Genomic DNA, 20,134 nt, shown 5'->3' on the forward strand with positions numbered 1-20,134 from the left:
ATTTGATATAATCAACTTATAAGAAAAGAGGTGTCCTATGATTAAAAAAATTTACCCCATTTTAACCATTTTACTAGGTGCTGCTATTTATGCTTTTGGCCTGACTTATTTTGTAGTTCCTCATCATCTCTTTGAAGGAGGGGCGACAGGTATTACCCTCATCACCTTTTATCTTTTTAAAATACCTGTTTCTCTCATGAACCTGCTGATTAACATTCCCCTTTTCATCCTAGCTTGGAAAATATTTGGAGCCAAATCCCTCTATTCTAGTTTACTTGGAACCTTAGCTTTGTCAGCTTGGTTGGCTTTTTTCGAGCGTATTCCCCTTCATATTGATCTTCAAGGTGATTTACTAATCACAGCCCTTATAGCGGGAATCCTATTGGGAATTGGCCTTGGAATTATTTTTAATGCTGGAGGAACAACTGGCGGAACTGATATTCTAGCTCGTATTCTCAACAAATACACTCATATATCAATGGGGAAACTACTTTTTATCTTAGATTTTTGTATTCTCATGCTCATTCTCCTTATCTTCAAGGACTTGAGATTGGTTTCCTACACGCTCTTATTTGATTTTATTGTTTCTCGTGTCATTGATTTGATTGGTGAAGGAGGATATGCTGGCAAAGGCTTCATGATTATTACAAAACGTCCTGACCACCTTGCTAAGGCAATCAATGATGACCTAGGAAGAGGTGTTACTTTCATCTCAGGTCAAGGCTACTATAGTCAAAAAGATTTGAAGATTATCTACTGTATTGTCGGTAGAAATGAGATTGTGAAAATGAAGGAAATGATTCATCGAATCGATCCTCAAGCCTTTATAACCATTACAGAAGCCCATGAAATCCTTGGAGAAGGATTTACCTTTGAAAAAGAATAAAAAGAGGTAATGTCGTGACCTCAAAAGTTAGACTTATACTCAATGAAAATCAAAAAGCAAATTAGGAAGCTAGCCGCAGGCTGTACTTGAGTACGGCAAGGCGAAGCTGACGTGGTTTGAATTTGATTTTCGAAGAGTATTATTCATCTATCTTTTGGGTTACAAATAACCTCTTTTTTATTTACTTATGCTCTTAAGACCAATTCCGAGCTACTTCTTCATCAGCCTTTAACTGATCCACTAATTGGTCAACTGAGTCAAATTTGGTCATATCTCGAATGCGATCAAGCCAATAAACCATGACGGTTTCCCCATAAATATCTTGATTAAAATCAAAAATATTGACTTCAAAACGTGCTTCTTCTCCATCAAAAGTCACATTTTTCCCGACACTAGCCATAGCACGATACTTCTGCCTTTGAATCTCAACATCAACGACATAAACACCATCTGCTGGCATATAAGTACGATCTAAAAGCACTAAATTCGCTGTCGGATAACCAATCGTACGACCACGAGCATTACCATGAACCACCATCCCTCTTGATGGAAGCGGTGCCCCCAAAAGTTCCCCTGCTTCTTTCACATTTCCATCTAAAATAGCTTGACGGATACGAGTTGAACTAATCTTTCCTTTCTCATCTTCTACAGGTGGGACAATAATGACTTCTCCATCAAAGTAATCCTTTAAGTCTTCTGCCGTTTTTTGGTCAGAACCAAATGTATAATCAAAACCTGCAACAATAATTTTGGCATTCATAGCCTTGATATAAGTTGCAAAAAATTCTTCTGCAGTAAGACTAGCAAATTGACTACTAAAATCAAGGAGATATAATTCTTCTACACCTTCGCGCTTTAATTTTCTTTCACGTTCAGCAGGGTTCAAAATATGCAAAAATAAATCCGGATGATAAGGCTCTAAAGCGATCTTTGGAGATTCATTAAAGGTCATAACGACGATAGGTAATAAATCTTTTCTCGCAGCCTTATTGGCAACACGAAATAATTCTTGATGCCCCTTGTGTATACCATCAAAATAGCCGAGAACAACGACTGAATCAGATGGTGTGCCAATATCTTTTTGGTTTTTTATAGGAATAGTAATAATCATAAACTAATTATATCATAGCGATAGCTATTTCTGGAACAGAAAATCTGAAATGTCGTTTTTTTCACCTGAAGTGTAGCTGTTTTCAAAAAGCACTTCACTCTATCGTTGCTTAACTATGAACTTTGCAATATTCTTCTCAAAAACTTGTAGGACATCTTCAAAAGTTTGAAAGGAGTGATTAGACTTGTTCAATAACCATAAAGTGTCATACTATGCTTATGTATGAAAAAGCAATGCAACTAACTCCTGAGAACTTTAAATTACTAATTGGTGCCGAAAAGGTAGAATTTAGAATCGAGGTACACCTATGGCTGTAAAATTTACAAAATGAGACAACTTGGGCAAGATGTTTGAAGAATTTCCTAAACTCCCTGATTTGAAGCAAGTCACTTTCCCTGATGACAAAGAAAAAGCCAAAGCAGCAAAGAAAAACTAGATGACTGCTTTCCAACAACTCCCATCTAATGTGCTTCAGACTGGGTTATTTTTCTCTCCATCTGTTATCTTGGATTCTCGCTAAAGAATATCTTTTTCCTTATCAGAAGGAACGAATCAAGCCATTCAGACAAGTGAAGGGACGACAAGCCAATATTTGAAACCAGATACCAGTTCTTATAGTCAATTGAAATAAAATCTGAAGAAATCGAGTAGGAAACTCAAATCAATTTTTAACAGTGTTCTATTCCAGATTCAATCCACTATACATATTAAAAAGTATGGGTATCAAAACAAAAAAAGAGGCTCTCCGAAAACTCGGAAAGCCTTATTTTATGCTACTTCTAGCTTCCTCACCTTTATACTTCAAGGCTCGGGATAAAAAGGTTCACTGGACCTTTTTATTTAGCGATTGGATAAACAGAAACTTGTTTTTTATCGCGTCCTTTACGTTCAAAGCGTACTACGCCCTCAACTTTAGCGAACAAAGTATCGTCTCCACCACGTCCAACGTTTACACCTGGGTAGATGTGTGTACCACGTTGACGGTAAAGGATTGATCCACCTGTTACAGTTTGTCCGTCAGCTGCTTTAGCTCCAAGACGTTTAGCTTGTGAATCACGTCCGTTTGATGTAGAACCTCCACCTTTTTTGTGGGCGAAAAGTTGCAAGTTGTTAAGAGTCATTTTTAACATAATGTTTTCCTCCGTGTTAGTTTTCTGTGATAACTCTGGTTTGGACGAACTCTGAAGAGTTCTCCGATAAGTTTGCCATACCTAAGAAAAATGATTCAAAGAATAACTGGGTCATTTCTCTCTGGTGTGAAGGAAGATCTTTTGGAATTTCAACCATCAGATAGCCACCTTCATCTTCGTTTAATTCTAGGATTGGTTCATAGCCTGCAAATTTCTCAATAGAATTGATAAAGTTAATGGCAAGCGTAGAAACCGATGCACACACGACATCTAAGCCGTATTCGCCACTCTCGGCGTGTCCAGTAATTTCCGCACTCCTCAGCTCGCCATCTTCGGCTCTCTCAAAGACTGCCTGTATCATGTGTTCTCCTTAAAATTAAGCGTTGATTGCGTTGATGACAACTTTAGTATATGGTTGACGGTGACCTTGTTTACGGTGGCTACCTTTTTTAGGTTTGTACTTGTAAGTAACAACTTTCTTTTGTTTTCCTTGTTTTTCAACAGTTCCAACTACAGTAGCTCCAGCAACAAGTGGAGTTCCGACAACAGTGTTTTCACCACCAACAAGAACAACTTCGTTAAAAGTAACTTCTTGACCAGCTTCAACGTTCAATTTTTCAACGTAAACTGCTTGACCAACTTCAACTTTAACTTGTTTTCCGCCAGTTTTGATAATTGCGTATGTGCTCATTATGCACCTCCTATGATTTTTATGGGTTTCCCCGATTTTTTGTGAAGACTCGCCTAGCATCGTGGGACGAACCACTTAAAAGAAGAGCTCTATGTATAACAAAGTTTAAATTTGTTATACAACGAGCAACGATGTTCGTGCGGTTGCACAGGAACGTGCATAGTCAACTCTCTAAGTATATCATATCTCCTATTTTCTTACAAGTAATAACACCTAAAATGAAGCTTTTTCTTTTACTTTTTTCCGCCACGAGGCAAAAAGCATACTGAGATAAAAAATGCTCATCATAATAGGAACACCAAGAATGGTCTTTTCCTGATAGAAAATCGTTAAATAGGCTGAAAAAACAACTCCAAATACAAAACTGCTAAGCAAGCTAACAAATATAAACCCTTCACGCAAAAAAGGAGTGTGCTTGGTCCGGAAATAATCTCCAAAAGCCAACATCGTCCGTTTGATATTCCCTGTCATAAAGGCATTATTGTAAGCAATACCCGACACTTCTCCAAAAGCAGTTGTCACCAGTCCCATACAGAAGGCCAAGGGCGGCACTAGATAGATATTATCCACAGTTTGCGGCACAAAAGCAATAATTATTGATAAGATTGCCAAAGGAATCAATGACAGAATCGGTTTTTTCACAATTCTCAATTTTTCCTTATAAATGGTTAGTAAAAAAACTCCCAGCATAAACGCTATTAATGTTAAAAGCTTATCCCTAACATCCGAAACATTATTTTGTATTAGCTCTACTGAAAGAAAAACGACATTCCCAGTTTGTCCAGCTACAAGAGTGTTCCCTCGCACAATAAAAGTATAGGCATCCACATATCCAGCACAAAACGTCAAAAAAAGTGCTAACCTTTTAGACTGACGTGATATTTTTCTTATAGGTAATAACCTCATTTTCCCTCCCATTGTATTTTCTCTTAGAACATTGTACCATTTTCTTTCTAAAAAATCGTAGGCTACCATTTAGATTTTACTATTAGCATAAAAATAATAATAGACAACTATTTATCCAAAAATAGATAGAGGTAACATGTTTGTAAACAAAGCATACGAATCTTTAGTAAAATCATTTCCATGAAACTAGAATAGAGCCCCTCTTAGCAAAAATCATTATTTTAATTTATTTCTAATTACTCCTTGACATAAATAACTCTTACCAATAAAAGACTATGTCTTAAAAAAATGGTATAATAAAATCAATACTTGGGCTTGATGGCTATGCTACTAATAACAATTAGGAGAGAAAATCAGGCACTTGTTAACAACAAGGATTATCCCCTTGAGATGAAAGGAATTTTAGAAATCTTATGATGAACATGCAAAAATTGAACATACTGTTTTTAATTTTTGTAAACATCAAAAAGGTTGGTTTAAAAGGATTTTAAGTCCTTAGGATTTTTTATCCAACACTACTATTTACGCATCCAAGACAAAATCTTGGCAAAAAAAATACAGTAGCGAAGAGTACACCAAACTACCACTCATTATGGGTGGTAGTTTTCTTTTCGTCTAAAATAGAGATAAAAAGATAGGTGGTAGCCTTATGCGTTACGGTTATGTTCGAGTATCTACAAAAGAACAAAATATTGATAGGCAATTTTCAGCCTTAGTAGAAAACAAATTATCAAAAGAAAATATTTTTATTGATTACGTTTCAGGAAAAGATTTTGACAGAATGGAATATCAAAAATTATTAGCTACCTTGAAAGAGAATGATGAATTGGTTATTAAATCAATTGATAGGTTGGGAAGAAACTATGATGAAATTTTAGAACAATGGCAAGCAATTACTAAGAAAAAGAAAGTAAATATAACTGTTTTAGATTTCCCCTTATTAAACACAAAGAATAGCAATGATAATATCACAGGAAAACTAATCTCCGATATCGTTTTACAAGTCCTATCTTATGTGGCACAGTTTGAAAGAGAACAAATCAAACAAAGACAAATGGAAGGAATACGGGAAGCACAGAAAAAAGGGAAGAAATTCGGTAGACCAAAATTGATTGTCCCGAATAATCTCCCTAATGTGATAGCTCAATATAAGAAAAAAGAAATAACCTTACGAGAAGGTGCAGACATCTTAGGAGTATCAAAAAGCACCTTTCACAATTGGATAAAAAATTCATAGTTCTTGTCAAAAAACCTAGGATTTTTTGGACAGAAAATACAGTCTATTTTAGAAGCGTTTTCGTTAGAAAAAAAGGTTCTAAAATCCAGCATTTTGGCCAATTATTATTACACTTCCATTTTATCAAGTTTGTCCAAAAAAGTCTAGGTTTTAGGACAAACTGATTATTTTACAATAAATAAAAATAGGGGATATTACATGAATGAACAAACAAACTAAAAAATTCACACTTGCAACTATCTCAGCTCTATCACTTCTTGGAGCTGGAATCATCACAGCTAATCAAGTATCAGCAAGCGAAAATATCGTATTAGGACGTGATTTTAGAGGCTCAACAATAAACCCATCTAACACTCATGCTTCAGACGGTCTACGAGTCGTAGGTATCAAGGGGACATTTGCGACGCCCGACAAACAAGCGATTGTAGACCGTGTCAACGCGATTCGTAAAGAAGCTTATGATGAAGGTTTGGTAGATCGCTATGTTCCAGTCAGATGGTCAACTAGTCTTGAGAAAGCAAGTCGTATTCGTGCGGCTGAAGCTAGTGTGCTGTTTGACCATACTAAATTGACCGGTGAACAACTGCACTCGGGCACATATCATGATAACTTCACTCATCTCGCGGGAAATCTCGGCAGCGAGAGCATCGATTTAGCTATAGAAGATTTTTATAGTGAAAAACAAAATTTAAAGACTGGCTCAGGCGAGACAGGTCATTATCTTCATATGATCAACCCTAAATGGACGACAGTTTCAGTATCTGCGTTTGCTAAGCCGGCATTAAGCTCGAGACATGGTTTATATTATAAAATATCTCAGTTGTTCGCTGAAAATTCTGGCGACTCTGACAGCTTAGTCGGCGAGTACGGCGAATCGACTGTCTATACTATCGCTAGTCCTGGCAAAGTAAAAGACATCTCTTTGCCTCAAAACTTTACAATCAAGCCTCAGGAATCTAAGACTATCGAACTCCAAGCTAGATACACTGGCTCTTATGACAGCACTTATTCTCCTAAAGTCATCATTCCAACAAATCGTGACTGGTCTAGTAGTGACACTTCCGTCGCAACAATTGACCGAGACGGAAACATCACCGCTCACAAATCAGGTACTACGACTATCACAGTTACATCAGACGGGAAAACGTATTCTACAACTGTAACCGTTTCAGATAATGCAAGTTCTAACACTTCATTTGCACGAGATATTAAATATGGTCGCTGGGTTCGCTCTGGCTCTCGCTGGTGGTTTAAAGGCTCCGATGGCTCTTACCCATCTAATGGCTGGGAAAAAATCGATAAAGTCTGGTATCACTTCGATAGTTCAGGCTGGATGCAAACCGGCTGGGTGAAGGATAACGGTGAGTGGTACTATCTCGACGGTTCAGGCGCTATGAAGACTGGTTGGCTCAAAGATAATGGTAGCTGGTATTATCTTGATAGCTCAGGTGCTATGAAAACAGGCTGGTTTACAGTTTCTGGCAAATGGTACTATGCCTATAGCTCAGGAGCTTTAGCAGTGAATACTACTACGCCAGATGGCTATACGGTCAATGGCAACGGTGAATGGGTGTAGGATAAGATTATAAAAAATAGATAAAAAGAAAAGGAAAACAAAAATTATGAAAAAAATCGTTTTAACGACTACAGCAGTTTTATCACTTGTAGCAACAGGAGCTACAATTTCAAGTGTCAATGCCTCAAGTGGTCCAGCACATCAAGAAAAAAGTCAAGTAGATACTATTATCGCAACAGATGTGACTCTTGTAGAGAAAAGAGAAGCAAAAATTCAAAGAGCAGTTGATGATTTATCTAAACAGGCAATCAGTATACAATTGGTTGATGAAAATTATAGTAGCAATTTTAAAAATCAATTCCCAAACTTTTTTGCAAAACGTCCAGAAGGACAAGTGTACGTTGATGGAAAACGAGTTACATTTAAGGCAACAAATTTTGGAATCTATAGTATGAGCTTTGAGTCAAAAGGAGTTCGATACAAAGCGACAGTAGATGTGAGAGAAAATGTAGGTAAAGGTCTTGCTTTCTATATTTACCTAACTAAACTAGAAGTTTTATCGACTAATCAAACTTCTGGGAACACAACTACAACTACTCCAGCATCTTCCCCTACAACTCCAACACCAACAAAAACAGACCGTTGGGTACAAGCTGGTTCTCGCTGGTGGTTCAAGCACTCTGATGGTTCTTACACATCTAACGGCTGGGAAAAAATCGACGGTAAATGGTATCACTTCGATAGTTCAGGCTGGATGCAGGCAGGTTGGTTGAAAGACGGTGGGACTTGGTACTATCTCGACGGCTCAGGCGCTATGAAGACTGGTTGGCTCAAAGATAACGGTAGCTGGTACTATCTTCAAGACTCAGGGGCTATGAAAACAGGCTGGATGAAAGTATCTGGTAAATGGTACTATGCCTATAGCTCTGGTGCACTCGCAATCAATACGACGACACCTGATGGCTATCGTGTCAATGCCAACGGTGAGTGGGTATAATAAGCAATTCGAAATTGCAAAATTAAATACATGAAAAAATTAGTTTTAGTCAGTATCAGTGTTTTAACTGTTTCCATTTTAACTGCTTGCCAAGTTCAGAGTGAAAACACTTCCTCAGTAAGTTCTGAAGCAATTGCTTCAAGTACTAGTTCAACTTCTTCTACATCGGAAGAAAATAAATCTGTCACAAGTCTAATAAATGAAGAATCTTCCCTTCCGTCAGAAAGTAAAGGGATGGATATTTCTGCAATTCAAAATGGAGATTTTTCTAGTGTTTCAGGAACTTGGAAAAATCCTACAGGTATTGAATTTACTTTCGATAAAAATGGTTTAGTAAGTGATAAGTCCAAAATTTCAATTGAACATGCTAAAGAAATTGACCACTATCTTAAAGCAAGTTCTGTTTCTAAAGATGGAGGGGCTGGTGCAGCTATTGCCTTTTTACCAGCAGGAATCCCTATAACCATGTCTGTCACCTCTTCTCCAGATAATGGCTATACCGACCCATCTGATATCACACAAGACCGCTTATGGTTTGGACACCAACTTATCGATGGCCACACTGACGGATTTTTCTACAAAGTAAAATAATTAAACTAACCACAGAATCGAATATTTTCGGTTCCCTTTGACAAGGAGGAAATCATGGATTTTACAGAATATTTATATAAAAATATCGGAGAACGTGTTAGACTGGATAGAGAAAAGAAAAATCTTAATTTTAAAAATTATTCTACTCATATCTCTCAACGCACATATGATAAGATTGTAAAAGAAACAGGTAATACAAGAACTAATCCAAAAACTGGAATAACAAGAGAGAATATTAGTCGAATAGAAAAAGGGGAGCAGAAGAATTTTAGGAGTTTTTTATCGGATAATCAAATTAAAGCATTGACTGCTACTCTTGAATGTAATCAAGATGAATTACTTTTAGGAAATAAAGAACAGAAACAAGAAATCGTAAAAATTTTACTCTTAGGATGTCTGCTAAATAATATAGATGTTCAGATTAACTCCGTTTCATCTGAAAAATGGCGAGATTTATATCACAAATCTCAATCTCTCGATATCAAACCTAATAAAGAAACTGAACGCTTAGGGAATATAATATTAAAATTTCTACTAACCTATCCTGCTTTCCAAAAGCACTTCATAAATTCTGTCTTTTATTATTCTGATAACTATCCTGACAAGTATATTCCTTATAAATCAAAAGATGAACAATACAGTAATTCTTCTAACCATAAATTACAAACTAAATATGCTAGTGACTTGGAAAAAATCAGTTCCCAACTTCAAACGTGGTACACTACTGATTTAGGGAATATTGCTTCTGTTCTACTTCGTAAACCTGAAAATATCATCTATATATTCGAAGCATTCGAACATACTATATATAAAATAATTGATTTAATTTTTGATAAATTTTTAGAAACATTTAACAATAGCTTAAATACCAGAGGTAAAAATAATACTCCTAGCAACATGATATACTATTTAGACTCCGATGTTCTTTTAAACATTTTATTGGAAGATGATATATACTATCTTTTAGTAAATGAGCTAAAAAAAGAACAAATCGATAAAACTAATAGTCTCTTTCATATTCAATTTTTACAGTTACTCCAGTATCAAAATTTATTCTTGGAAAAAATACATAGTAAATATGAGGATACTAGTGAGAACTATGATGCATTTAAACTCTATTCTGACTTAACTCAACTTATCAAATTTTATGAAAAAACAAAAGATAATCATCTAACTCTCTACGTAAATGATTTCATATACAATCAAGATTACGAGTAAAAATTATGGCTTTACGACTAAAATCGTGAAGTCTTTTTTCTTGCATATCATATATTCTTTCTTCCAATGTATACAATTTTATCTCTAAATTTCATTTTAGTGTATACAATCTCCTTATTAAAACCTTATATAATTTATATTGTGGTAAGAACAAAAAGGTACCTAGTTCACTCCACAAAAAATTTTTAATAGAAATCAGCAAAATCCTAGGTATGCTGATTACGGAGACAAAGCGCATGAGTGCATTTAAGTATAAAAGTCCAGTTTATGGATATAACGTAGCCCTTTTCCATGAAATATTTGGAGAAAACCCTGTCTTTAGTTCATTGTCCGCTGAAGAAGAAATTAAGTGGGTCTATAAGGACAATAAGAGGACTGACGAAGTAGATGGATTTAGCCGATATTTCATTATTCCTGGTCAAAATCCTTTTCTTGTCAAATTCCCCACTTCTCAAGAAATTGAACAATTCGCAGAAGTTGAGTTAGTCAATCCTGTTGCTTGTAAAGTGAAAAACAATGTCTATTTTAAAGCCGAATCTGTAAAAATTATCAAAGAAGGAGGTAAGTAACCAATGGCATTTCCGTTTATTCAACCAGAAAATAAACGGGAATTTGTAGTTGATAGTGAATACTTGGTCCAGTGCGCAGAAATAGGGTTGGGAAACAGCTCTATTTCTTCAACTACTAATTCCTTCCAATTCATCTATGGTGACAATTATATAGACTTTGTCCCTCGTTTTCCTTGTGCGTACATTTTGGATAACAATCTATACCAACAGATTTTTCAAATTTTATCTACAAGTGCCTACCCTATGTTGACATTTCTTAAACAGCCATCAGCCTATATTGTCAAACGTGATGGTGTAAGTATTAACACTAGTCGTGCTTTTCGGTTTCCATTCTTTAGGGGAATACCTGAAAGATTGACGTATCAAAAGCTATCTGATGTCAGCGTTCAAAACGAAAGTTTTGAACTCATGAAAAATTATCGAATTGATTTCAATCGCATCGTTCATTGCTTGATTGCTGGTTCTTCTGGTTCTGGAAAGAGCTACGCTTTGACCTATCTAATCTCTGTTATTAATCAATTTGCTCATGTAACAGTTGTGGACCCTAAATGTGATTCTATCTCTCGCTACTGCTTAAAACAGAACATACCTGTTCTTTATCAAGAGAAAGACTTCTCATCTGATGAATTTGTTTCCAAGGTAAACAGCTTGCTAAAAGTGGAACTAGATACTATCTATCAAAGACAAGCAGAGCTTCTTGAAAATCCTTCTAAAAAATTTCAACATCGTTGTCTGGTAATTGATGAATTGCTTGCTTTAACATCTTTGACTTCTAAAAATGTTAAAGATACCTTTTTTGCACTATTATCCAATATTGCATTACTTGGACGAGCAACATCTGTCCATTTAATCCTAGTGAGTCAGCGGATGGATACAAACGCTTTACCTATTGCCGTTAGAGAGCAGTGTAATTTCTTGATACAACTTGGTTTAATCAACAGAAAAACGACAACGTTTTTATTCCCAGACTTAGATTCAGAGACAGGAATTGTCATTCCTAACGGAAAAGGAACTGGTATTGTTCAAGTCATTGATGGTATAACACCACCTAATGTCATGCCGTTGCTCGTACCAACTTTTAAAGGAGAAAATTTATGAAAAATTTTTATAAAAAAATAATAAGACAAACCACTGTAATTACCGATAAACTCTATTACTTACTGCCTTTAGAATTATTTTTAGGCTTTCTATGGGGGTTATTTCTAGCAGGTATATGGTTTATTAACCAAGTTAGTACTATTATCTCTTGGGACGCTTGGGGACAAATTCGGAATAATTTTCAAATAGGGCAATCTTTGCTATTTCAAACAATCACTATCGTCATGATTATCTATCTTTTAGCTCATACCATTCTTTGTATCGTATGGATAAAAGAAGATAAGTTTCTGAACTTTATCCGTACAATAAATCTATTAAGGATAATTCGAAAACAGATGAAAACGAAAGCCAGTGAAAGCGATAGTGAGGTTGTAAAAGAGTACAAATCTATTGTTAAATCTATCAGATGTATCATAACTAGTGACTATATCCTTGTTATAATACTACAGGCAAAAAATTCAGATGTTGATACAATTTTACAAAAAAAATTACCTTTTTTGTACGACTATCTGATAAGAGTCTATCGTAAAATATATATATTCTCTCCCACAGATAGTACTTCACTTAATCATATAATACAAGGGACGAGAAAGCATAATTAATTTGTATACCAGCGGAGCTTGCCGTAAGGCAAGAGCTCCGAGCTGGTTTTATGTTCCAATTTAGTCAGGACATAACTATACTACTTCTGGGCTTGTTATTGAAGTAGTATAATGTTGTTCCATTGTTCCAAAAAAGAAAGGAGTTTTAAATGGTAAAAGCACGCAATGTCATGTTTGTTCAACAGATTGAGTATTTCCAATCTTCAAATTTACAAGATATCATCGAGTATATGACGAACATTCTAAAACCGCTTCGTTTTGCGGGAATATTGCATGATAAGGATATTGGGCAAGATGGAAACCTTGTCGCACCACATATACACCTTGTTTTACAGTTTGAAAGTGCTAGAAGTTTAAATAATCTTGCTAAGTTGACTAAACAACCAATACAGTGTTTTGAGCAGTGGAGGGGTTCAGTTAACAATGCTTATTCATATCTCGTTCATCACACGGAGTCTAATCAAGATAAATACCAATATTCTCCCAAAGAAGTTATTGCGAATTTTGACTATTTACTCCTATTAGACACTATCGAAAGAAATGTAACCAAACGATATGAAATAAATGACACTATGATTATAGATAATCTACTGGATCTACTTTATACTGGTAATATCACAAAATCAGAAATTGAACAACGACTTACTGGTTCACAATATGCCAAAGCAAGGCAAAAAATAGAAACCGTCTATTTAAAACGACTAGAAACACAAGCCGAACTATGGCGACAAGAAATGATTGACAAGAATGAAATTGTTACGATTATTTGGCTTTTTGGAAAAGCGGGAACAGGGAAGACTCGTCTAGCACGTCAATACGCAGAACAGTATGACCTTAACTATTTTATTACGGGCTCAATCCGTGACCCTTTTCAACAATACAATTTAGAACACGTGATTATCTTAGACGAATTACGCCCCCATCAATTTGACTACTCAGACTTACTCAAAATGTTTGATCCTTACAATGTTAAAGCGATGGCAAGTAGTCGTTATTTTGATAAGCCGTTACTAGCTAATATTTATATCATCACTAGCCCCTACTCTCCCTATGATTTCTTTTTAGAATTAACTAATCAAAGAAAAACAAGTCATATCGATTCTTGGGGCCAACTAATGAGAAGATTATCCTTAGTAGTCGAAGTCAAAAAAGAGCATCTGCAATTTTACAAGTACAAACCAATGGACCAGATGTTTTATATAGACCATGGCAATAAATTACCAAACCCCTTTAAAAATCAGACTGATAGAGAAGAAACTATTCAAGACAAATCGTACCAATTATTTTTAGAATTGAATAAGAAAAAGGAAAGGAATGAATAAATGCAAGAAATTCAAACAGTTACCTACATAGATATCGCAAATCAAGGATATCCAGAAGGCACAGCTAGACGTGTTATACGAGAGGGTAAAAAATTACTTGTCGAAAGAGGTTTTCAACTTTATAAAAACAAAAGGATTGGAAGAATACCAAAGACTATTGCCGAAGAAATTCTTGGATTCAAAATCATCTCAAAAAATGATATAATAGATACTGTACTCTTCGCTACTGACATAGAAAGAGGAAAATAATATGTCAGTTATCAAAGGATACAAGGGAAAATGGAAAGTAGATATTACCGATGGCATAGACCCATTGACTGGTGAAATCAAACGGCATAGAAAGTCAGGATTTACCACTCGTAAAGAAGCTGTTCAATATGAAGCAGATTATCGATTAAACAAACTTCACCAAGTTCATATTAAAGATAAAATATCTGTTTCTCACCTTTACTCTTTAGTTCAACAAGAAGATGAACTCCGTGGGAATAAACGTGGTACCATTGATACACAGATATCCTATTATAACCAATATGTCTCTAAGTTTTTTGAGCATGCAGATATGTCTGCCATTACTATCCATGAAGTAAAAAAATTTAGAGATTGGTTGGTCAAACAACCAAGTGTCAAAGGAGGAACACTATCAAGCACGACCGTTAATCAGCTAATGATTTTTCTACATAAAATGTTTGATGTTGCTGTCGCTAATCGTCTTAGACAAGATAATCCATGCAATGGACTAAGAAAACTGCCTGATAAACACAAGGAGATGTCTTATTTCACTCCTGAAGAATTTAAGCTATTTGATTCTCTGTTCACAGAAGATGAATATATGTTTCAGCTATTTTATCGAGTGCTGATGTTTACAGGCGTTCGTGTTGGCGAAGCATTGGCCTTAACTTGGAAACAGATTAATTTATCAGAGGGTTATATCGATATTAAGTATTCTGCTTACTTTCGTAATAACAAGGTCCATATCGGAACGGTAAAAACTACTCAATCCAATCGTCGAATTTATATTCATAAAGCATTCGTTCAAGAACTAACGGAATGGAAAGAAAAACAAGCTCACCTATTAGTAGAGTTTACGGACAATACAGAAGACTTACAAATCTTTCAAGACAGTCCTTTACAACTAACTGCTCCAATGGTTTCTAATCAAAAGATTAAATTGAAAAAAAGAATGCCTGCATCATTAAAAATGATTCGTAATCACGATTTCCGACACTCACATGCAGCGTTTCTAGTTTCAAAAGGACTCAGAAATGGTGAAGGAAAAGATTATATATTTTTTACACTTATGAAACGACTGGGACACAGTAGTATTAATACAACAATCAACATCTACTCTCACCTATTCCCAACTCAACAAAAAGAAGTCGCCAATGCTTTTGACAACTTTTAGGGCAAAAAATGGCAAAAAATTTATTAAAAAAGGCTCAAAGCCTTGATACGAAAGGAATCTTAAAAATCTTATGATGAACATGCAAAACATGATGCGTCAAGCACAAAAACTTCAAAAACAAATGGAACAAAGCCAGGCCGAACTTGCTGCCATGCAATTTGTTGGCAAATCTGCTCAAGACCTTGTCCAAGCGACCTTAACTGGAGATAAGAAAGTTGTCAGCATTGATTTCAATCCAGCTATCGTTGACCCAGAGGACCTTGAAACTCTTTCTGATATGACCGTTCAAGCCATCAACTCTGCTCTTGAACAAATCGATAAAACTACCAAGAAAAAACTGGGTGCTTTCGCTGGGAAATTGCCATTCTAAAAACAAGGAGCTAGAAAACAATACTTGTCGATAACAAAGGCTAAGAAAGGTGCAAAAATTATAAAAAACGCATAATAGCAGGTGTACAAAAAACACTCAATATTATGCGTTTTCTCATGAAAAATTCTCTTTTCATACTCATTTAAAAGGAAATTTATCGTTTTACGGACATGTATATTACAGATTTCCATAGGTCGTATATAGACAGGATATTATCGCTTGGAAGTTGTCCTTTTTGACACCAATCAGTAATTTAGTTCTCAGGAGTTAATGGCAGTGCTTTTCGTACATAGTTTCATAACTACAGTATAGCATAGTATATCGCTTTATAGTTTTCACTATTGATGAACAGCTTGAGCTGCTGTGATAAGGGTCAACTTGTACACATCATCAGCATTACATCCACGAGAGAGGTCGTTAACAGGCTTGTTCAAACCTTGCAAAACAGGACCAACTGCCGCAAAGCCACCAAGACGTTCAGCCATCTTGTATCCGATATTTCCTGCCTCGATACCTGGGAAGATGAAGACATTTGCTTGACCAGCTACCGTACTTCCAGGAGCTTTCAAAGCTGCAGTTTCAGGAACAAAGGCTGCATCAAATTGCAACTCACCATCGATTTCAAGGTCAGGGCGCAAGTCGTGAGCAATTTTAGTTGCTTCAACGACCTTATCAACGCTTTCACCAAAACCTGAACCTTTAGTAGAATAGCTTAGCATAGCAATTTTAGGCTCGATTCCAAACATCTTAGCTGTGATTGCTGAGTTGATGGCAATTTCAGCCAAGGCTTCTGCATCAGGATTGATGTTGATGGCACAGTCTCCAAATAGGTAACGTTCCGTACCACGAACCATGAGGAAGGCACCTGAAGTCCGAGATACATTTGGACGAGTTTTAATGATTTGAAGGGCTGGACGTACTGTTGAAGCTGTTGAATGAATCGCACCTGACACCATTCCATCAACCAAGCCCGAGTAAACCAACATCACACCAAAGTAGTTGACATCTTCAACCAAAACCTTGCGTGCATCTTCTTCAGTCATTTTGCCCTTGCGACGCTCCACCAGGGCAGCAACCATTTCTTCAAATTGAGGATAATGTTGAGGGTCAATAACTTCATAACCATCCATGATCCCTTCAATTTCGAGATAAATTTTAATTTTTTCAGGATTTCCAAGCAAAACAGGAATCACTTCTGTTTCTTTTACCAAGCGTTTAGTAGCTTGAAGAATACGTGGCTCTTCCCCTTCAGGGAGAACGATACGAGCATTTTTACCAACCAGGTTGGCTTTGAGACTTTCAAAAACTTCCATGAGTTTTCTCCTTTAAGATAATAATTATACTCTGAAACAGTTTTTATAGAGTATTAGTTGATAACTGAGTAATAAGGTTGCTGAAATCATCCGGCAAGGGACTTTCTAACTGCAAATCTTGCTCTAAAAATGGATGATAAAAGGATAGGTAATGGCAATGAAGGGCCTGACGTTGGATGCCGTCATCCAAGCTACCACCATACAAATCATCTCCCAACAAAGGAAAACCAATATGAGAAAAATGGACTCGGATTTGGTGGGTTCGACCAGTATGCAAGCGAATGTCGACCAAATGAATATTTCCATAAGATGCTACAATCTTATATGATGTATGGGCATACTTTCCGCCTTTAGCCACTCTTCTGGTGATAATAGAGTCTTCATCACGCGCAATCGGAGCAATAATTTCCCCCTCTGACTCCAAGTGACCATCACCTTTAACCAAAGCAAAGTAGCGCTTTTCAATAGACTTTTTCTGCAACTGCTTATCTAATCGCGCATGTGCATAGCCATGCTTAGCAAAGAGCATCAAGCCAGAAGTATCTCTATCAAGTCTGGTTACAATGTGAACCTGCTGATTTTCGTAATTTTGCTTGACGTAGTAACCCTTGATAAAATTAGCGATGGTATTGGAGTGATTGACACTAGGAATAGAAGCCACTCCATAGGGTTTATTCAAGACTAGAAAATGGTCATCCTCATAGAGAATATCCAGTGGGCGCTCGATAGCTTCTAGAGTTTCAAAGCCTCCCTCAGCAGGAATATCGATGATAACTCGGTCTCCAATATCCAATAGATAGGTTGCATTTTGCGGTTGGTCATTGACCAGAATAGCCCCACCTCGAAACTTAATCTTGGCCAGCAGTCCCTTAGAAACCTCGTGCTTTTTTAAGAAGGTCTTAACCTTGACATGTTCATCTGCGATAAATTCAAACCTCATTCGTCCACCTCGCCGATAAAGGCATCCTTAACGCGGTTCCAGAAGCTGGTATGGCTAGGAGTCGCGACAAAGTGAATCTTATGATGATCAATTTGATACTCGATTCGCTCGATACTACGGAAAGAATAAACGCTATTGTCAACCGAAATGGTGTGGTAATCGTTTCTTGTTGGAATGAGTTCAATCTTATCCTTCTTAGGCACAATAATGGAAGAGCCCAGCGTTCGATAAACACGATTGTTAAGGCTGGCAATTTCCGTCAATTGCAGAGCTTCAATGGTAGGGTGTAAAACAGCACCACCAAGTGATTTGTTATAGGCTGTACTACCAGTCGGCGTTGAAACTGTTAAGCCATCTCCACGAAAACGTTCAAAGGGAACACCATTGATGACAATATCTGCCACCATGGTTCGATCAGACCTGCGGATGCTGGCTTCATTGAGGGCACGAAAAATCTTGACCTCTCCATTTCCAAGAAAAACCTTCACATTTAGAACAGGGTAAGAAACCCTTGCTCCTGTATCTAGCTGCAAATTGGTCATTAACTTATCCAACTCAAAATCACGATAATCGGTATAAAAGCCCAAATGTCCTGTATGAAGACCGATAAAGCGTACCTTATCAAGTTGGTCTTCGTACTTATGAAAGGCCGACAAGAGCATGCCATCTCCACCAATGGAAATGACAATGTCCGGACTGCTATCATTGAGTATAAACTGATTTCTCTTCAAACGATCTCGCAATTCATACAAAACCCTTTGACTCTGCGGTTTTCTATTGGCTATCAGATCAATTCGTTTACCTGTATTCTTCATCTGTATCGTCACTGTTTCCTACACCGTCATTTAATTTTCTACTCAAGGGATCAAAAAGAGCCTGAGCTTCTTGGATATCATCTCGAATTTTACCCATTTCTTCATCCAACTGATGGGCGATTCTAGCTGTAATTTCCAGTCGCTTCTTAATCTCCTCTGGGAAATCCCCTTGGTACTTGTAGTTGAGAGAATGTTCTATCGTTGCCCAGAAATTCATGGCCAAGGTACGAATTTGAATTTCTGCCAAAATAGTCTTAGCTCCATTGATGGTATCAACCGTATATTCTACTACCAAATGATAGGAACGATAGCCTGAAGCCTTTCGATGAGTAATGTAATCTCGCTCCTGTATGATTCGCATATCCTGACGCTTGTGCAAAATCTCCACTACTTCCTTGACGTCATCTACAAACTGAACCATCACACGTAAGCCAGCAATATCCTGCAAATCGTGTTCCAAGGTCGCATAAGTAATGCCACGACGGGCCATTTTTTCTTTGATGCTTTCAATTGGCTTGACTCGACCGGTCACAAACTCAATCGGAGAATGCTTATTTTGCTTACGATATTGCTTACGAATACCACGTAGTTTAATCTTTAACTCACCAACAGCTTGAATGTAAGGATCTAAGAATTCTTCCCATTCTAAGGTCATATATTCTCCCTTGTTCTCATATTATCCTTCAAAAATATCTTTGATTTTTTCTCCAGATTCATATACAATAAATACAATGCTTATTATACCATAAATCCGCTTTCAACGATAAAGAAAAGGTAAGAAAAATGAAACATTTAGAAATTGAATTGAAAACACTCTTGAAAAAAGATGAGTATGATCGTCTAAAAGACCAGTTCACAGGTGTCACTCCTGTTCTTCAAAAAAATTACTACATCGACACACCTGATTTTGAACTGCGAGAAGAGAAAGTTGCTATGCGCATTCGAACCTTTGAAGACTGGGCAGAATTGACACTCAAAGTCCCGCAAAGTGTTGGAAACATGGAATACAACCAAAAATTGCAACTAAAAGATGCTGAAAACTATCTGAGCAAGAAAGAACTTCCTCAAGGGCTAGTACTGGATGAATTGGCGAAACATGGTATTAAAACTAGTGAATGGCAGGTGCTCGGTTGTCTAACAACGCTTCGCTATGAAATGCAAACAGCTATTGGTCTCATGGCACTGGATGAGAGTCAGTACTTTGATATGACAGATTACGAATTAGAGCTTGAAGTTGAAAATCATGAGCACGGCAAACAGGATTTCCAACAATTTTTAGAGAAAAATCATATTTCCTACCAAAAAGCCCCTTCAAAATTGGTACGATTTGTCAAAAGCATGAAAAATAGCTGAAATAATCTCCATTTTTTGGTAAAATAGAAAAGATAAAATACAAAAATCCCAGTTCATATAGGCTAGG

General features: G+C 36.6%; 23 protein-coding genes, 1 pseudogene and 1 other annotated feature. Of the genes and pseudogenes, 15 read left to right on the forward strand and 9 right to left on the reverse strand.

The features are described 5' to 3' along the window. The first annotated feature begins 37 nt into the window (after window positions 1-37). Window positions 38-886 carry a YitT family protein gene (locus ACLV7Q_RS04700; RefSeq protein WP_049535166.1) on the forward strand — a complete coding sequence of 283 codons (849 nt, stop codon included), beginning with the start codon at window positions 38-40 and terminating at the stop codon, window positions 884-886. A gap of 193 nt (window positions 887-1,079) precedes the next feature. Here the strand turns inward: ACLV7Q_RS04700 and ACLV7Q_RS04705 are convergent, their stop codons facing one another. Further along, complete coding sequence (locus ACLV7Q_RS04705) at window positions 1,080-1,997, reverse strand: bifunctional riboflavin kinase/FAD synthetase (RefSeq protein WP_000587439.1); 918 nt, start codon at window positions 1,995-1,997, stop codon at window positions 1,080-1,082. Window positions 1,998-2,526: 529 nt separating this feature from the next. Here ACLV7Q_RS04705 and ACLV7Q_RS04710 point away from each other — a divergent pair. Further along, window positions 2,527-2,613: pseudogene (locus ACLV7Q_RS04710) on the forward strand (TIGR03943 family protein); the annotation flags it as partial. A gap of 220 nt (window positions 2,614-2,833) precedes the next feature. Here ACLV7Q_RS04710 and rpmA read toward each other — a convergent pair. The 4 genes from rpmA to ACLV7Q_RS04730 all read right to left on the reverse strand — a co-directional run bounded on the left by rpmA (window position 2,834) and on the right by ACLV7Q_RS04730 (window position 4,736). Then, window positions 2,834-3,127, reverse strand: coding sequence for a 50S ribosomal protein L27 (gene rpmA, locus ACLV7Q_RS04715; RefSeq protein WP_000916509.1), 294 nt, complete (start codon window positions 3,125-3,127; stop codon window positions 2,834-2,836). Window positions 3,128-3,143: 16 nt separating this feature from the next. Next, the gene (locus ACLV7Q_RS04720; RefSeq protein WP_000613699.1) at window positions 3,144-3,488 is read right to left on the reverse strand and encodes a ribosomal-processing cysteine protease Prp; all 345 of its coding nucleotides are present in this window, start codon (window positions 3,486-3,488) and stop codon (window positions 3,144-3,146) included. Window positions 3,489-3,503: 15 nt separating this feature from the next. Next, entirely contained in the window at window positions 3,504-3,818 is a 315-nt protein-coding gene (gene rplU / locus ACLV7Q_RS04725) for a 50S ribosomal protein L21 (protein ID WP_000109141.1), read from the reverse strand. Between the two features lie 35 nt (window positions 3,819-3,853). After that, window positions 3,854-3,973: a sequence feature (ribosomal protein L21 leader region), on the reverse strand. A gap of 58 nt (window positions 3,974-4,031) precedes the next feature. Further along, on the reverse strand, window positions 4,032-4,736 hold the full coding sequence (locus tag ACLV7Q_RS04730) for a YoaK family protein (RefSeq protein WP_218757100.1): 705 nt from the start codon (window positions 4,734-4,736) through the stop codon (window positions 4,032-4,034). 637 nt (window positions 4,737-5,373) lie between these two features. On the opposite strand from ACLV7Q_RS04730, the gene ACLV7Q_RS04735 reads away from it, so the two are divergent. From ACLV7Q_RS04735 to ACLV7Q_RS04790, 12 genes are all read left to right on the forward strand, one after another. Then, on the forward strand, window positions 5,374-5,961 hold the full coding sequence (locus tag ACLV7Q_RS04735; RefSeq protein WP_218757038.1) for a recombinase family protein: 588 nt from the start codon (window positions 5,374-5,376) through the stop codon (window positions 5,959-5,961). A gap of 202 nt (window positions 5,962-6,163) precedes the next feature. Then, window positions 6,164-7,537: an N-acetylmuramoyl-L-alanine amidase family protein gene (locus tag ACLV7Q_RS04740; protein ID WP_218757039.1), complete on the forward strand. Its 1,374-nt coding sequence runs from the start codon at window positions 6,164-6,166 to the stop codon at window positions 7,535-7,537. A 46-nt stretch (window positions 7,538-7,583) separates the two neighbouring features. Then, window positions 7,584-8,474, forward strand: coding sequence for an N-acetylmuramoyl-L-alanine amidase family protein (locus ACLV7Q_RS04745; protein ID WP_218757040.1), 891 nt, complete (start codon window positions 7,584-7,586; stop codon window positions 8,472-8,474). Window positions 8,475-8,504: 30 nt separating this feature from the next. After that, complete coding sequence (locus ACLV7Q_RS04750; protein WP_218757041.1) at window positions 8,505-9,065, forward strand: DUF6287 domain-containing protein; 561 nt, start codon at window positions 8,505-8,507, stop codon at window positions 9,063-9,065. Between the two features lie 54 nt (window positions 9,066-9,119). After that, window positions 9,120-10,283, forward strand: coding sequence for a helix-turn-helix domain-containing protein (locus tag ACLV7Q_RS04755; RefSeq protein WP_218757042.1), 1,164 nt, complete (start codon window positions 9,120-9,122; stop codon window positions 10,281-10,283). A gap of 236 nt (window positions 10,284-10,519) precedes the next feature. Then, complete coding sequence (locus ACLV7Q_RS04760) at window positions 10,520-10,852, forward strand: hypothetical protein (protein ID WP_218757043.1); 333 nt, start codon at window positions 10,520-10,522, stop codon at window positions 10,850-10,852. Between the two features lie 3 nt (window positions 10,853-10,855). Further along, on the forward strand, window positions 10,856-11,950 hold the full coding sequence (locus ACLV7Q_RS04765; RefSeq protein WP_218757044.1) for a cell division protein FtsK: 1,095 nt from the start codon (window positions 10,856-10,858) through the stop codon (window positions 11,948-11,950). After that, window positions 11,947-12,552, forward strand: a complete 606-nt coding sequence (locus ACLV7Q_RS04770) for a hypothetical protein (RefSeq protein ID WP_218757045.1) — start codon at window positions 11,947-11,949, stop codon at window positions 12,550-12,552. The genes ACLV7Q_RS04765 and ACLV7Q_RS04770 overlap by 4 nt, the downstream gene beginning before the upstream one ends. A 149-nt stretch (window positions 12,553-12,701) precedes the next feature. Beyond that, complete coding sequence (locus ACLV7Q_RS04775) at window positions 12,702-13,874, forward strand: Rep family protein (RefSeq protein ID WP_218757046.1); 1,173 nt, start codon at window positions 12,702-12,704, stop codon at window positions 13,872-13,874. Then, window positions 13,875-14,123: a DUF3173 family protein gene (locus tag ACLV7Q_RS04780; RefSeq protein ID WP_001156231.1), complete on the forward strand. Its 249-nt coding sequence runs from the start codon at window positions 13,875-13,877 to the stop codon at window positions 14,121-14,123. Between the two features lies 1 nt (window position 14,124). Then, window positions 14,125-15,276 carry a site-specific integrase gene (locus tag ACLV7Q_RS04785; RefSeq protein ID WP_000111250.1) on the forward strand — a complete coding sequence of 384 codons (1,152 nt, stop codon included), beginning with the start codon at window positions 14,125-14,127 and terminating at the stop codon, window positions 15,274-15,276. A 70-nt stretch (window positions 15,277-15,346) separates the two neighbouring features. Then, complete coding sequence (locus ACLV7Q_RS04790; RefSeq protein WP_050261574.1) at window positions 15,347-15,646, forward strand: YbaB/EbfC family nucleoid-associated protein; 300 nt, start codon at window positions 15,347-15,349, stop codon at window positions 15,644-15,646. Between the two features lie 338 nt (window positions 15,647-15,984). Here ACLV7Q_RS04790 and pta read toward each other — a convergent pair whose 3' ends face one another. Genes pta through ACLV7Q_RS04810 form a run of 4 tightly spaced genes read right to left on the reverse strand, consistent with a single transcriptional unit; the run spans window position 15,985 to window position 19,369 of the window. Beyond that, on the reverse strand, window positions 15,985-16,959 hold the full coding sequence (gene pta, locus ACLV7Q_RS04795) for a phosphate acetyltransferase (RefSeq protein WP_218757047.1): 975 nt from the start codon (window positions 16,957-16,959) through the stop codon (window positions 15,985-15,987). 43 nt (window positions 16,960-17,002) lie between these two features. Then, window positions 17,003-17,899, reverse strand: coding sequence for an RluA family pseudouridine synthase (locus ACLV7Q_RS04800; protein WP_218757048.1), 897 nt, complete (start codon window positions 17,897-17,899; stop codon window positions 17,003-17,005). After that, window positions 17,896-18,714 (reverse strand): NAD kinase, encoded by an 819-nt coding sequence (locus ACLV7Q_RS04805; RefSeq protein ID WP_000799049.1) that lies wholly within the window; start codon window positions 18,712-18,714, stop codon window positions 17,896-17,898. The genes ACLV7Q_RS04800 and ACLV7Q_RS04805 overlap by 4 nt, the downstream gene beginning before the upstream one ends. Then, window positions 18,698-19,369 carry a GTP pyrophosphokinase gene (locus ACLV7Q_RS04810; RefSeq protein WP_138700429.1) on the reverse strand — a complete coding sequence of 224 codons (672 nt, stop codon included), beginning with the start codon at window positions 19,367-19,369 and terminating at the stop codon, window positions 18,698-18,700. Before ACLV7Q_RS04810 ends, ACLV7Q_RS04805 begins: the two co-directional genes overlap by 17 nt. A gap of 128 nt (window positions 19,370-19,497) precedes the next feature. Here ACLV7Q_RS04810 and ACLV7Q_RS04815 point away from each other — a divergent pair, with 128 nt between their 5' ends. Further along, window positions 19,498-20,067 (forward strand): CYTH domain-containing protein, encoded by a 570-nt coding sequence (locus ACLV7Q_RS04815; protein WP_218757093.1) that lies wholly within the window; start codon window positions 19,498-19,500, stop codon window positions 20,065-20,067. Window positions 20,068-20,134: the final 67 nt, after the last annotated feature.

The organism is Streptococcus mitis, assembly GCF_965111725.1.
Lineage (GTDB): Bacteria > Bacillota > Bacilli > Lactobacillales > Streptococcaceae > Streptococcus > Streptococcus mitis_DV.

Coding starts and splice junctions, on each gene's coding strand:
- ACLV7Q_RS04700 (WP_049535166.1), top strand. CDS start 38: ATGATTAAAAAAATTTACCCCATTTTAACCATTTTACTAGGTGCTGCT.
- ACLV7Q_RS04705 (WP_000587439.1), bottom strand. CDS start 1,997: ATGATTATTACTATTCCTATAAAAAACCAAAAAGATATTGGCACACCA.
- rpmA (WP_000916509.1), bottom strand. CDS start 3,127: ATGTTAAAAATGACTCTTAACAACTTGCAACTTTTCGCCCACAAAAAA.
- ACLV7Q_RS04720 (WP_000613699.1), bottom strand. CDS start 3,488: ATGATACAGGCAGTCTTTGAGAGAGCCGAAGATGGCGAGCTGAGGAGT.
- rplU (WP_000109141.1), bottom strand. CDS start 3,818: ATGAGCACATACGCAATTATCAAAACTGGCGGAAAACAAGTTAAAGTT.
- ACLV7Q_RS04730 (WP_218757100.1), bottom strand. CDS start 4,736: ATGGGAGGGAAAATGAGGTTATTACCTATAAGAAAAATATCACGTCAG.
- ACLV7Q_RS04735 (WP_218757038.1), top strand. CDS start 5,374: ATGCGTTACGGTTATGTTCGAGTATCTACAAAAGAACAAAATATTGAT.
- ACLV7Q_RS04740 (WP_218757039.1), top strand. CDS start 6,164: ATGAACAAACAAACTAAAAAATTCACACTTGCAACTATCTCAGCTCTA.
- ACLV7Q_RS04745 (WP_218757040.1), top strand. CDS start 7,584: ATGAAAAAAATCGTTTTAACGACTACAGCAGTTTTATCACTTGTAGCA.
- ACLV7Q_RS04750 (WP_218757041.1), top strand. CDS start 8,505: ATGAAAAAATTAGTTTTAGTCAGTATCAGTGTTTTAACTGTTTCCATT.
- ACLV7Q_RS04755 (WP_218757042.1), top strand. CDS start 9,120: ATGGATTTTACAGAATATTTATATAAAAATATCGGAGAACGTGTTAGA.
- ACLV7Q_RS04760 (WP_218757043.1), top strand. CDS start 10,520: ATGAGTGCATTTAAGTATAAAAGTCCAGTTTATGGATATAACGTAGCC.
- ACLV7Q_RS04765 (WP_218757044.1), top strand. CDS start 10,856: ATGGCATTTCCGTTTATTCAACCAGAAAATAAACGGGAATTTGTAGTT.
- ACLV7Q_RS04770 (WP_218757045.1), top strand. CDS start 11,947: ATGAAAAATTTTTATAAAAAAATAATAAGACAAACCACTGTAATTACC.
- ACLV7Q_RS04775 (WP_218757046.1), top strand. CDS start 12,702: ATGGTAAAAGCACGCAATGTCATGTTTGTTCAACAGATTGAGTATTTC.
- ACLV7Q_RS04780 (WP_001156231.1), top strand. CDS start 13,875: ATGCAAGAAATTCAAACAGTTACCTACATAGATATCGCAAATCAAGGA.
- ACLV7Q_RS04785 (WP_000111250.1), top strand. CDS start 14,125: ATGTCAGTTATCAAAGGATACAAGGGAAAATGGAAAGTAGATATTACC.
- ACLV7Q_RS04790 (WP_050261574.1), top strand. CDS start 15,347: ATGATGAACATGCAAAACATGATGCGTCAAGCACAAAAACTTCAAAAA.
- pta (WP_218757047.1), bottom strand. CDS start 16,959: ATGGAAGTTTTTGAAAGTCTCAAAGCCAACCTGGTTGGTAAAAATGCT.
- ACLV7Q_RS04800 (WP_218757048.1), bottom strand. CDS start 17,899: ATGAGGTTTGAATTTATCGCAGATGAACATGTCAAGGTTAAGACCTTC.
- ACLV7Q_RS04805 (WP_000799049.1), bottom strand. CDS start 18,714: ATGAAGAATACAGGTAAACGAATTGATCTGATAGCCAATAGAAAACCG.
- ACLV7Q_RS04810 (WP_138700429.1), bottom strand. CDS start 19,369: ATGACCTTAGAATGGGAAGAATTCTTAGATCCTTACATTCAAGCTGTT.
- ACLV7Q_RS04815 (WP_218757093.1), top strand. CDS start 19,498: ATGAAACATTTAGAAATTGAATTGAAAACACTCTTGAAAAAAGATGAG.